Annotated in this window: 9 protein-coding genes; 5 read left to right on the top strand and 4 right to left on the bottom strand. The window is 71.9% G+C overall.

Annotated elements, in window-relative coordinates; all coding sequences use genetic code 11:
* The coding region (locus TR46_RS36920; protein WP_161790275.1) for a phosphotransferase at positions 1 to 306 on the top strand (306 nt) is incomplete at its 5' end.
* A 203-nt stretch (positions 307 to 509) separates the two neighbouring features.
* Here TR46_RS36920 and TR46_RS36915 read toward each other — a convergent pair.
* Both TR46_RS36915 and TR46_RS36910 read right to left on the bottom strand, forming a co-directional pair.
* Complete coding sequence (locus TR46_RS36915) at positions 510 to 938, bottom strand: PIN domain nuclease (protein WP_042411361.1); 429 nt, start codon at positions 936 to 938, stop codon at positions 510 to 512.
* Entirely contained in the window at positions 935 to 1,150 is a 216-nt protein-coding gene (locus TR46_RS36910) for a type II toxin-antitoxin system VapB family antitoxin (RefSeq protein ID WP_042411358.1), read from the bottom strand. Before TR46_RS36910 ends, TR46_RS36915 begins: the two co-directional genes overlap by 4 nt.
* A 227-nt stretch (positions 1,151 to 1,377) precedes the next feature.
* Between TR46_RS36910 and TR46_RS36905 the strand changes: the two genes are divergently transcribed.
* Positions 1,378 to 5,496, top strand: coding sequence for a bifunctional nitrate reductase/sulfite reductase flavoprotein subunit alpha (locus TR46_RS36905; RefSeq protein WP_042411355.1), 4,119 nt, complete (start codon positions 1,378 to 1,380; stop codon positions 5,494 to 5,496).
* Positions 5,497 to 5,555: 59 nt separating this feature from the next.
* Here TR46_RS36905 and TR46_RS36900 read toward each other — a convergent pair whose 3' ends face one another.
* The gene (locus TR46_RS36900; RefSeq protein ID WP_084719252.1) at positions 5,556 to 6,755 is read right to left on the bottom strand and encodes a uroporphyrinogen-III synthase; all 1,200 of its coding nucleotides are present in this window, start codon (positions 6,753 to 6,755) and stop codon (positions 5,556 to 5,558) included.
* A 284-nt stretch (positions 6,756 to 7,039) separates the two neighbouring features.
* On the opposite strand from TR46_RS36900, the gene nirB reads away from it, so the two are divergent.
* The 3 genes from nirB to TR46_RS36885 all read left to right on the top strand — a co-directional run bounded on the left by nirB (position 7,040) and on the right by TR46_RS36885 (position 11,440).
* Entirely contained in the window at positions 7,040 to 9,553 is a 2,514-nt protein-coding gene (nirB, locus tag TR46_RS36895) for a nitrite reductase large subunit NirB (RefSeq protein WP_304941319.1), read from the top strand.
* A complete protein-coding gene (gene nirD, locus TR46_RS36890; protein WP_084719251.1) occupies positions 9,550 to 9,996 on the top strand; it encodes a nitrite reductase small subunit NirD in 447 nt (148 codons plus the stop codon). The genes nirB and nirD overlap by 4 nt, the downstream gene beginning before the upstream one ends.
* A gap of 94 nt (positions 9,997 to 10,090) precedes the next feature.
* Positions 10,091 to 11,440 (top strand): nitrate/nitrite transporter, encoded by a 1,350-nt coding sequence (locus tag TR46_RS36885; protein WP_042411348.1) that lies wholly within the window; start codon positions 10,091 to 10,093, stop codon positions 11,438 to 11,440.
* A gap of 21 nt (positions 11,441 to 11,461) precedes the next feature.
* Here the strand turns inward: TR46_RS36885 and TR46_RS36880 are convergent.
* Positions 11,462 to 11,878, bottom strand: a 417-nt coding sequence (locus TR46_RS36880; RefSeq protein WP_042411344.1) for a peptidoglycan-binding domain-containing protein, incomplete at its 5' end; no start/stop codon positions are given.

Raw genomic sequence — 11,878 nt, 5'->3', positions numbered from 1 at the left:
CTGAGCGCGATCGCGGAGCACGCACCATTTCAAGCACGGACAACGGTCCCGGTTCACGCGGACTGCCACTGGGGCAACTGGCTCGCCGAGGATCGAACCGTGACGGCCCTACTGGACTTCGAATGGGCCCGCTTCGGCGAACCGGCCGACGACTGGTTCTTCCTGGCCCGCTTCAGCGGCCCGCACATGGACACCGTCCTCGACATCATCGCCCGCGCGACGTCCACCTCACCGGAAGCACTCCGAGCAGAATGCGAGGTCCGCGAGGCCACCTACCTCGCTTCCGACCTCCGCATCGCACTCTAACGCCCCGCCACCCACGCCCGAACGGCCGCCAACCGGCTCCACGAACTTGAAGCGCTGATCACCGACCACCACTGGTGGCGACGGACTGAGTAATCCCGGCTGCAGCAGGCAGGGCAATATGCGGCCCCTGCAACTACCCGAAGAATTCAGCTCCCCAGCCGAAATTTTCCAGGCGGATTCTGGCGACACCCCAGCGCCGGATGTCAGTCGGCGGTGCCCAGCGGACTGACGAGAGCGTGCGGTTGTTGCGTATTGCGGGCGATTGTCTGGAAATCCTTGTCGTAGTGAAGCAGGGTCAGTCCCGAGAGCTCGGCGGTTGCCGCGACGAGGAGGTCGATGGCACCGGGGCCCTGGTGCTGGGCCGTGGCGGCGAGCCCGTCCTGGACCTGTCGGGCGCGGCGCATCACACCGTCGGGGGTGGGGCACCAGGTGAACATGTCGCCCAGGAGTCCTATCACGACGGCACGCTGGGACGGGCTTCCGGCGGCCCGGCCGATCTCCAGTTCGGTGATGTCGCAGATGGCGAGAAGTCCGGCATCCCTCGCTTCCCGCCATCCGTACAGGTCCGGTTCGGAGCACCGCATCAGCCGATTGAAGGCTGACGTGTCGATCAGGTGGGTCGCTGCAGTCATGGTCGATAGCGCTTCTTGTCGGCGAGCAGGTCGAGGTCCAAGCCGCCGTCGACGGTCAACTGCTGCAGCTCGGCCCAGGCGCGGGCCCTCCGATTGCGGTCGGCGACTTCTCTGAGGGCGGTGTTGACCGTGTCACGTTTGGTGGTGGTCCCCAGCTCTATGGCTGCAGCGTCCAGCGCCTCGTCGTCCAGATCGATGACCGTCCGACTCATGTCATCCTCCTCGATGTATCACTACCCATATACCAATATACATCCTCGAATATACAAGAGCGGGCCGCTGCCGGCACCGTCCCTGTGGTGATCTCACCGGTCGGTGCGGTGGGTGTGCGGGGGTTGTAACCGGAGGGCATCGGTCGGCGTCACCGGCGTGCAACAGCGGGTTTCTAGCGTTCGACGTGGCGGGGTTGGCTCGCCGGCGTGGACGAGAGGGGCCGTGGGTGCCGGAGCTGGGGCTGGCGACCGAGCAGGTGCGTACGGTGTGCTCGTACTGCGGTGTGGGGTGCGGGATCGTGCTGGACGTCGCCATGGGCGCCGACGGACGGCGCGGGGTGGTGCGCGCCTCCGGGGACCAGTCGCATCCCTCCAACGCCGGGCGGCTCTGCACCAAGGGCGCCACCAGCGCCGAGATGCTGGCGTCGTCCGGACGGCTGTCGCAGGCGCTGGTGCGGGCCGAGCGCGGGGCGGAGCCGGGTCCGGTCGGGCTGGACGCCGCCGTCCTGGAGGCGGGGCGCAGGCTGCGCGCGGTGCTGGACGAGCACGGGCCCGACGCAGTCGCCTTCTATGTCTCGGGGCAGATGTCGCTGGAGGCGCAGTACCTCGCGAACAAGCTGGCCAAGGGCTACGTCCGGACCAGCAGGATCGAGTCGAACTCGCGGCTGTGCATGGCCAGTGCCGGCAGTGGCTACAAGCTCTCGCTGGGTGCGGACGGACCTCCCGGGTCCTATCAGGACTTCGAGCACGCGGACGCGTTCCTGGTCATCGGCTCCAACATGGCCGACTGCCACCCCATCCTGTTCCTCCGGCTGCTGGACCGCCGCAAGGCCGGGGCCAAGCTGATCGTGGTGGACCCGCGCCGCAGCGCCACCGCCGACAAGGCCGACCTGTTCCTGCAGATCAAGCCCGGTACCGACCTGGCCCTGCTGAACGGACTGCTGCATCTGCTGGTGGAGAACGGCGACGTCGACGAGGAGTTCATCGCCGAGCACACCGAGGGCTGGGACGGGATGCCGGCTTTCCTCGCGGACTACCAGCCCGCGCAGGTCGCCGAGGTGACCGGCATCCCCGAGGCGGACATCCGCCTGGCCGCCGAGTGGATCGGCGCGGCCGGTGAGTGGATGAGCTGCTGGACCATGGGGCTGAACCAGTCCACCCACGGCACCTGGAACACCAACGCGCTGGTCAACCTGCACCTCGCCACCGGGGCGATCTGCCGCCCCGGCAGCGGCCCGTTCTCGCTGACCGGCCAGCCCAACGCGATGGGCGGCCGGGAGATGGGCTACATGGGCCCCGGCCTCCCCGGGCAGCGGTCGGCGCTGGACCCAGCCGACCGCGCGTTCACCGAGGGGCTGTGGGACCTGCCGCCAGGCACCCTCCGTGCGGAGGCCGGGCAGGGCACCGTGGAGATGTTCGAGCGGATGGCGGCCGGGGAGATCAAGGCCTGCTGGATCATCTGCACCAACCCGGTGGCCTCGGTCGCCAACCGCCGCACGGTGATCGAGGGCCTGGAGGCGGCCGAGCTGGTGATCACCCAGGACGTGTTCGCCGACACCGAGACCAACGCCTACGCGGACATCGCGCTGCCGGCCGCGCTCTGGGCCGAGTCCGAGGGGGTGATGGTCAACTCCGAACGCAATCTGACGCTGAGCCGACGGGTGATCGACCCGCCGGGCGAGGCGCTGCCGGACTGGCAGCTGATCTGCCGGGTCGCCCGGGCCATGGGCTTCACCGAGGGCTTCGAGCACGACAGCGCCGAGGAGGTCTTCGAGGAGCTCAAGCGTGCCTGGAACCCGAAGACGGGGTGGGACCTGCGCGGAGTGGGCTATGAGCGGCTCCGGGAGACACCGGTGCAGTGGCCCAGCGCCGATCCGGCCGGCCCCGGCCGCAACCCGATCCGCTACCTCAACGACGGTGTCAGCCAGACCCTGCTGGTCCGCCCGGACGGCACCCGGCCCCGGCTGGCCTTCCCGACCGCGAGCGGCCGGGCCGCCTTCTTCGCCCGCCCGCACCTGCCGGCCGCCGAACTGCCCGACGACGACTTCCCGTTCGTCCTCAACACCGGCCGGCTGCAGCACCAGTGGCACACCCTGACCAAGACCGGCAAGGTCGCCAAGCTCAACAAGCTGGACCCCGGCCCCTTCGTCGAGCTGCACCCCGAGGACGCCGAGGCGCTCGGAGTGGCCGAGGGCGACGGCGTGGAGGTCGCGTCGCGGCGCGGACGGGCCGTGCTCCCGGCGCGGATCAGCGACCGGGTCCGGCGCGGCGACTGCTTCGCGCCGTTCCACTGGAACGACCTGTTCGGCGAGTACCTCAGCGTCAACGCGGTGACCAGCGACGCGGTCGACCCGATCTCCTTCCAGCCCGAGTTCAAGGTGTGTGCGGTGGCGCTGGCGAAGGTGGCGACGGCGGCGGAGACGGCCGAGGCAGCGCCCCGGCAGCAGGCACAGCCGGTTCTGGAGCCCGTGCCCGCGTTCGCGCTCGCGCTGGGCGTGGACACCGCGCCGCCCGCTCTGGACGACAGTGCGCGCCGCTACCTCTCCGGCTTCCTGGCCGGGCTGTCGGCGCTACCGCTCACCGACGGGGAGATCCCGGTGCTGCCGTCCGGCGCGCCGCTGGAGCGCGACCACGCCGACTGGATCGACGGGATGCTCGCGGGGATGTTCTCGCGCTCCCCCGGCCGGGAAGCACCCGGGTCCGAGCAGTCCCGACAGCCCACCCGCGAGGTCGTCGTCCTCTGGGCGTCGCAGACCGGGAACGCGGAGGAGGTCGCCACCGCCGTGCGGGACCGGCTGACCCAGGCCGGCCGCACCGTCGCCCTGCGGGACATGGCCGACGGCGCGCCCGACTCGCTGCTGGTCGGCGCGGATCTGCTGGTCGTCACCAGCACCTTCGGCGACGGCGACGCCCCCGACAACGGCGCCGGATTCTGGAAGTGGATCACCGACACCGACGCGCCGAAGCTGGGCGGGGTCCGCTACAGCGTGCTGGCGCTCGGCGACTCCAACTACGACGACTACTGCGCCCACGGCCGCCGCCTGGACGAACGCCTGGACGAACTCGGCGCGCAGAGGCTGCTGCCGCGCGTCGACTGCGAGCCGGACAGCTATCAGCAGGACGCCGAGAAGTGGCTGGAGCAGATCCTCGGCCTGCTCGCCGAGGGCACGCCCGCGGAGGCGCCCCCCGGGACAGCAACCGCCGCAGCCCCCGTCCCCGCACCCGTCCGCTCCGGGAGCCAGGCCCCCTTCACCGCCCGGCTGACGGGCAATCGGCTGCTCAGCCTCCCCGGCGCCGCCAAGGAGGTCCGCTCGTTCGCCTTCGACACCGGCGGCGCCCTCGCCTACGAGGCCGGCGACGCCCTGGGGATCCGACCGCTCAACTGCCCGGACCTGGTCGCCGAGTGGCTGGAGGCCACCGCGCTGGACCCGGGGGCGGAGGTGGCGCTGGCCGACCGGGGACCGGTCCCGCTGCGCGAGGCACTGCTGCGGCACCTGGACATCACCCGGATCACCCCCGCCCTGCTGCGCTTCGCGGCCGAGCACTCCGGCGACCGGGAGCTGCGCCGGCTGCTGCGGCCGGACAACAAGGACGAGCTGGCCAAGTGGAGCTGGGGCCGGCAGGCCGTCGACCTGGTCGGCGAGTTCTCACTCCACGTCAGCGCGCAGGAGTGGGCCGACCTGCTCAAGGGCCTGCAGCCGCGGCTCTACTCGATCTCCTCCAGCCCGCTGGCCCACCCCGCCGAGCCCAGGATCACCGTCTCGGTGCTGCGCTACGACGGCCTGCGCGGACAGCAGCGCAAGGGCGTGGCCTCGACCTATCTGGCCGACCGCACCCCCGGCGGCGAGGTGTCCGTGTTCGTCCGGCGGTCGCCGCACTTCCGGCCGCCGGCCGACCCGACCACTCCGATGATCATGGTCGGCCCCGGCACCGGCGTGGCGCCGTTCCTCGGCTTCCTGGAGCAGCGGCGGGCGCTCGGCCACTCCGGCCGCAACTGGCTGTTCTTCGGCGAGCAGCGGCGCGCCACCGACTTCTACTACCGGGAGGAGCTGGAGGAGTTCCACCGCCAGGGCGTGCTGACCCGGCTGGACCTGGCGTTCTCCCGCGACCAGCGGGCCAAGGTCTATGTGCAGGACCGGATGCGCGAGCACGGCGCGCAGCTGTGGTCCTGGCTCCAGGACGGTGCGCACCTCTACGTCTGCGGCGACGCCAACCGGATGGCCAAGGACGTCCAGCAGACGCTCATGGACATCGCCGCCGCCCACGGCGGACTGGGTCCGGCCGAGGCGACGGCGTATGTCGAACAGCTCACCACGGACCGGCGCTACCTCAGGGACGTCTACTGACCCCCACGCCGGCGAGCCGGCTCAGGCCGGCCGGCACCGCGCCACCCGCCGCCACCGCGTCACCCGCTGACGGCGAGCCGGTACCCGCGCTTGGGCACCGTCCGCACCAGCGCCGCATGCGGCCCCAGCGCGGTGCGCAACCGCGCCACCGCCGCCTCCACCGCGTGCTCGTCCGCGCTGACGCCGACCCACACCCGGCGCAGCAGTTCGGCCCGGCTGAGCACCCGTCCCGGCTGCTCGGCCAGCGCCCGCAGCAGTGCCGCCTGGGTCGGCGACAGCCACAGCGTGCCGTTGGGCGTGAGCACAGCGCTGCCCTGCAGCACCAGCCGGGCGCTGCCGAGCTGCAGCTCCCGGTTGCCCACCGGCAGCGCCTCGACGATGGTTCGCACCAGGGACCCGAGCCGGCCCCGGTCCGGGAAGACCGGGCGTACGCCCTGCTCCTCCAGCGGGCGGGCGCAGACCGGTCCGACGCACACGGGGAGCACCCCGTCCCGCAGCGCGGCCAGCACCTCCGCGTGCAGTCCCTGGGCGTGCGCGCTGTCCAGGAAGCCGGTGATGGCCGGGGCGCTGGTGAAGGCGATCGCCTGGATCTCCCGGCGTACCGTCTGCTCCACCAGGCGGCGTACGGCCTCCGGGTCCTGCGGCGGCGCCCAGCGGTACACCGGGACGGTGACCACCTCGGCGCCGCGCTCGCGCAGCGCATCGGCGAAGGAGTCCAGCGGCGCGCCGTGCTCCTGCAGGGCGATCCGCCGTCCCCGCAGGTCACGGGCGAGCAGCCAGGTGAGCAGCTCGTCATTGGCCTCGGTGGCCGGTGCGTACGCCTCGCCCAGACCGCTGGCGCGCACGGCGCCGGTGGCCTTGGGCCCGCGGCTGATCACCACGGCGTTGCGGCAGGCCTCGCTGAGGCTGCGGCCCAGGCCCCAGCCGTCGGCCGCGCTCATCCAGCCGCGCCAGCCGACGCCGGTGGTGGCCACCACGTAGTCGAGCGGCGCCGCCAGGCACAGTTCGGTGGCCCGGCGCAGCGCGTTGTCGTCCTCCAGCGGGACGATCCGCACCGTGGGGGCCTCGACGACCCGGGCCCCGCGCCGTTTCAGCAGCGCGACCAGCTCGTCGCGGCGGCGGGCGGCGGTGACGCCGACCGTGAAGCCGGTCAGCGGTCCGGCGTCCGCCGCGCCCTCGTCGGGGGCCGCGTCGCCGGCCGGTGCCGCGCTCCCGCCGGGGGCTGTGGAGGCGCTGTCGGGTGTGGGAAGTGTTGCCATGCTCCGCAGGCTCCAACAGCGGTGTTTCCGGGCTGTTGCGCCCCCGTCACGGGGTGATGAGCGAAACAACGCCTCGGCATACGGCAGATGACGCGGCCGTCACCGGATCGGGGTACCCGTGTGAGGGACACGTACCGCTCCGGCAACATAAGCGACCCCTTCCGGAAACCGCCTCCGACCACGCTCGATGGCAGGCTCCTAGAAAATCTGGAGCCGATTGACGCCGACCACCTTCGGAGGAGAAGCCCGTGACGCTGAAAGACCTGGTCCTGGTCGGCCATGGCATGGTCGGGCAGCGCTTCCTGGAGGCACTGTTCGAACGGCCGCACGACTGGCGTGTCACTGTGCTCGCCGAGGAGCCCCGGCCCGCCTACGACCGGGTCCATCTGACGTCATGGTTCTCCGGCACCACGGCCGAGGAGCTGTCGCTGTGCCCGCCCGCGTTCGCCGAGGAGAACGGCATCGACCTGCGGCTGGGCGATCCCGCCGTGGCGGTCGACCGCGAGGCCGGTACGGTCACCACCCGCAGCGGCGCGGTGCTCCGCTACGACACGCTGGTGCTGGCCACCGGCTCGTACCCGTTCGTCCCGCCGGTGCCGGGCCATGACGCCCGCGGCTGCCACGTCTACCGCACCATCGAGGACCTGGAGGCGATCAGGGCCGACGCCGCGCGGGCCCGCGTCGGCGCGGTGGTCGGCGGCGGGCTGCTCGGCCTGGAGGCGGCCGGGGCGCTGCGGGCGATGGGCCTGGAGACCCACGTGGTGGAGTTCGCACCGCGGCTGATGGCCATTCAGGTGGACGACGGCGGCGGCAAGGTGCTGCGCAACGCCATCGAGGAACTGGGCGTGGTGGTGCACACCGGCGCCGGCACCCAGAGCATCGAGACGCACGAGGACGGCGCGGTCCGGGGCATGGCCCTGTCCGACGGCAGTTCGGTCGAGGCGGACCTGGTGGTGTTCTCCGCCGGGGTCCGCCCGCGCGACCAGCTGGCCCGTGAGTGCGGGCTGAGCGTGGGCGAGCGCGGCGGCATCGTCGTGGACGAGCAGTGCCGCACCTCCGACCCGCAGGTCTTCGCCATCGGCGAGTGCGCGCTGGCCGCCGACGGCCGGGTCTACGGCCTGGTCGCCCCCGGCTACGCGATGGCCGAGGTCGCGGCCGGCGAGCTGACCGGCGCGGCCGGATCGTTCACCGGCGCCGACACCTCCACCAAGCTCAAGCTGCTGGGTGTGGACGTGGCCAGCTTCGGCGACGCCCACGGCACCACCCCGGGCTCGCTGGACGTGCTCTACTCGGACAGCCGCTCCGGCGTCTACAAGAAGCTGGTGGTGCACCCGGACGGCCGGCTGCTGGGCGGTGTCCTGGTCGGCGACGCCGAGTCCTTCGCCACCCTGCGCCCGCTGGCCGTCGGCGGGGCCCCGCTGCCCGTCCCGGCCGAGCAGCTGATCCTGCCGGCCTCCGAGGGCGGCGCGGCGAGCAAACTGGAGCTGCCGGACGAGGCCGTGGTCTGCTCCTGCCACAACGTCACCAAGGGCGCGATCCGGTCGGCCGTCGCCGAGGACGGCTGCACCAGCATCCCCGAGGTCAAGAAGTGCACCAAGGCCGGGACCGGCTGCGGCAGCTGCCTCAAGCTGATGGGCGGCATCGTCGCCAAGGAGCTGGAGGCGGCCGGGGTCGAGGTCGCCCGGGGCCTGTGCGAGCACTTCGCGCACACCCGCTCCGAGCTGTACGAGATCGTCCGGGTCAAGGGCATCACCAGCTTCGCCCGGCTGCGGGACGAGCACGGCACCGGCCTCGGCTGCGAGATCTGCAAGCCGGCCGTCGCCTCCATCCTGGCCAGCCTGGGCAACGGCCACATCCTCGACGGCGAGCAGGCCGCGCTGCAGGACACCAACGACCACCACCTGGCCAACCTGCAGCGCAACGGCTCCTACTCGGTGGTGCCCCGGGTCCCCGGCGGCGAGATCACCCCCGAGGGGCTGATCACCATCGGCGAGATCGCCCGCGACTTCGGCCTCTACACCAAGATCACCGGAGGCCAGCGGATCGACCTCTTCGGCGCCCGGGTGGACCAGCTGCCGGCCGTCTGGGCCCGCCTGGTCGACGCCGGCTTCGAGTCGGGGCACGCCTACGGAAAGGCCCTGCGCACCGTCAAGTCCTGTGTGGGCGAGACCTGGTGCCGCTACGGGGTGCAGGACTCGGTGGGCCTGGCGATCGAACTGGAGCTGCGCTACCGGGGGCTGCGGGCCCCGCACAAGCTCAAGTCGGCAGTCTCCGGCTGCGCCCGCGAGTGCGCCGAGGCGCAGAGCAAGGACTTCGGCGTGATCGCCACCGCCGAGGGCTGGAACCTCTACGTCGGCGGCAACGGCGGCATGACGCCCCGTCATGCCGACCTGCTGGCCAAGGACCTGGACCGGGACACGCTGATCCGCACCATCGACCGGTTCCTGATGTTCTACATCCGCACCGCCGACCGGCTGGAGCGCACCGCGCCCTGGCTGGACCGGCTGGAGGGCGGCCTGGACCATCTGCGCGCGGTGGTCCTGGAGGACTCGCTGGGCATCGCCGACGAGCTGGACCAGATGATGGCCCGTCATGTCGAGACCTACCAGGACGAGTGGGCCGCCGTGCTCGCCGATCCGCAGCGGCTGCGGCGCTTCGTCTCCTTCGTCAACGCGCCCGGAACCCCCGACCCCACGGTCCGCTTCGTCCCCGAACGCGACCAGATCCGACCCGCCCGCCCCGATGAGGACGGCCACGTCCTGATCGGCGGCGCCAGCCTGGAGGTACGCACCCGATGACCGAACTGCTCGCCCTCGAAACCGTCGCACTCGAATCAGTCGCCGTCGATCGGGACACCCCGGTCCGCACCGCCGTCGAGCTGCACGACGGCGAAAGCTGGGTCCAGGTCTGCGAGTTGGACGACCTGCTGCCGGGGCGCGGGGTCGCCGTGCTGCTCGGCGCCGAACAGGTGGCACTGTTCCGCGACCCGGCCGACGGGCTCCACGCGCTGGACAACCGCGACCCGTTCAGCGGCGCCCAGGTCCTCTCCCGGGGACTGATCGGCAACCGCGGCGCGGTGCAGGTCGTGGTCTCCCCGATGCTGAAGCAGGCCTTCGCCCTGGAGACCGGGGACTGCCTGGACGAGGACACCGCACCCGACGGCAGCAGCGCCAACCTGCGCCGCTGGCCGGTGCGCAGCCGTCCCTCACACGCCCCCGGGGACGGTGTGCGGGAACCGTAGCGCGCCCGAACCGGCAGCGCGCAAGGTAGGAAACCTCGCCCCACCAGCATGGGAACCAGTCACCAACGTCCCTCTACGTGAGGCTGGTCCATCCATGAGCGCAGCAGTCGACAGCACCGTCGGTACGGCCACACCACCCCGGTCCAGGACCATCACGGACTGGCGTCCCGAGGACGACGGGTTCTGGGAGCGGACCGGGGCCGTGACCGCCCGGCGCAACCTGGTCTTCTCCATCCTGTCGGAACACATCGGATTCTCGGTGTGGAGCCTGTGGTCGGTCCTGGTCCTCTTCCTGGGACCGCAGTACCACATCGACGCGGCCGGCAAGTTCGTGCTCACCGCCGTCCCGACCGCCTGCGGCTCGGTGCTGCGGCTGCCGTACACCTTCGCCGTCGCCCGCTTCGGCGGCCGCAACTGGACCGTCTTCAGCGCCCTGCTGCTGCTGGTCCCCACCGTGTTCGCCGCGGTGGTGCTGCACCCCGGGGTGAGCTACTCCACCCTGCTGGTCGCGGCCGCGGTCGCCGGGGTCGGCGGCGGCAACTTCGCGTCCTCGATGGCCAACATCAACGCCTTCTACCCGCAGCGGCTCAAGGGCTGGGCCCTGGGCCTCAACGCCGGCGGCGGCAACCTGGGGGTGCCGGCCGTCCAGCTGATCGCGCTGCTGGTGCTGGCCACCGCCGGGGCCGCGCACCCGCGGCTGCTGGTGCTGGTCTACATCCCGCTGATCGTACTGGCGGCCCTGGGCGCGGCCCTGCGGATGGACAACCTGACCATGCTGCGCAACGACCGCAGGGCCATGCGCGACGCGACCAAGGACTACCACACCTGGGTGGTGTCGGCCCTCTACATCGGCACCTTCGGCTCCTTCATCGGCTTCGGCTTCGCCTTCGGCCAGGTGCTCCAGGTGCAGTTCCACACCCAGTTCGACACCCCGCTGAAGGCCGCCTACCTGACCTTCCTGGGCCCGCTGCTGGGCTCGCTGTCCCGCCCGCTCGGCGGACTGCTCGCCGACCGCGTCGGCGGGGCCAGGATCACCCTGTGGACCTTCGCGGCCATGGCGGCGGCCACGATCGTGGTGCTGGTCGCCTCGGAGCAGCACTCGCTGGGGCTGTTCCTCGGCGGCTTCGTGCTGCTCTTCGCCCTCAGCGGGATCGGCAACGGCTCGACCTACAAGATGATCCCGGCGATCTTCCGCACCAGGGCCGAGGTCGCCGTCGCCGAGGGCGCCGACCCCGAACAGGCCGAACGCGCCTCCCGGCGCAGCGCCTCGGCGCTGATCGGCATCGCCGGGGCGATCGGCGCCTTCGGCGGGGTCCTGGTCAACATCGCCTTCCGGCAGTCGTTCCTGGGCTCGCACAACGGCAACGCCGCGTACATCGCCTTCCTCGGCTACTACGCGCTCTGCCTGGTGCTGACCCGGGTCTTCTACACAAACCGGGTCTGATCCCTCATCATCGACGGACCGTCAGTTGCTGGTCGAGCGCAGGGCGGCCCAGGTCAGCGGGCCGACCTGGCCGTCCACCTGCAGGCCCTTGGCTTTCTGGAAGGCCGTCACCCCCGCCTGGGTCCCGGTGCCGAACTGGCCGTCCACGCCGGAGGAGCCGACCCCGTAGCCGCGGTTGACCAGCATGCACTGGACCTGCTTGACCCGGTTACCGGTGTCGCCGTACTGGGTCTGGGTGGTGCCGTAGTAGTAGGTGCAGTTACTGATCCAGGCCGGGCTGGTGGGCGTGGCCGCCGGCGCGGTGGTCGGGGCGGCGGCCTTGGTGGTGGTCGCCACGGCGGCCGCCGTGGTGGCGGTCCCGGCGGCCGCGGTGGCCGCGGCGGCGGCCGTGGTCGCCGTGCCGGCGCCCTTGCCGCCCGTGCCGGCGGCCGGGGGGGG

The sequence above is a fragment of the Streptacidiphilus carbonis genome (assembly GCF_000787775.1).
GTDB classification, from domain to species: domain Bacteria; phylum Actinomycetota; class Actinomycetes; order Streptomycetales; family Streptomycetaceae; genus Streptacidiphilus; species Streptacidiphilus carbonis.
Note: the sequence above shows the minus strand (reverse complement) of the source record. Positions and strands in the feature narration are given on the sequence as shown.

Coding starts and splice junctions, on each gene's coding strand:
- TR46_RS36915 (WP_042411361.1), bottom strand. CDS start 938: ATGACTGCAGCGACCCACCTGATCGACACGTCAGCCTTCAATCGGCTG.
- TR46_RS36910 (WP_042411358.1), bottom strand. CDS start 1,150: ATGAGTCGGACGGTCATCGATCTGGACGACGAGGCGCTGGACGCTGCA.
- TR46_RS36885 (WP_042411348.1), top strand. CDS start 10,091: ATGAGCGCAGCAGTCGACAGCACCGTCGGTACGGCCACACCACCCCGG.
- nirB (WP_304941319.1), top strand. CDS start 7,040: ATGGTCGGGCAGCGCTTCCTGGAGGCACTGTTCGAACGGCCGCACGAC.
- nirD (WP_084719251.1), top strand. CDS start 9,550: ATGACCGAACTGCTCGCCCTCGAAACCGTCGCACTCGAATCAGTCGCC.
- TR46_RS36900 (WP_084719252.1), bottom strand. CDS start 6,755: ATGGCAACACTTCCCACACCCGACAGCGCCTCCACAGCCCCCGGCGGG.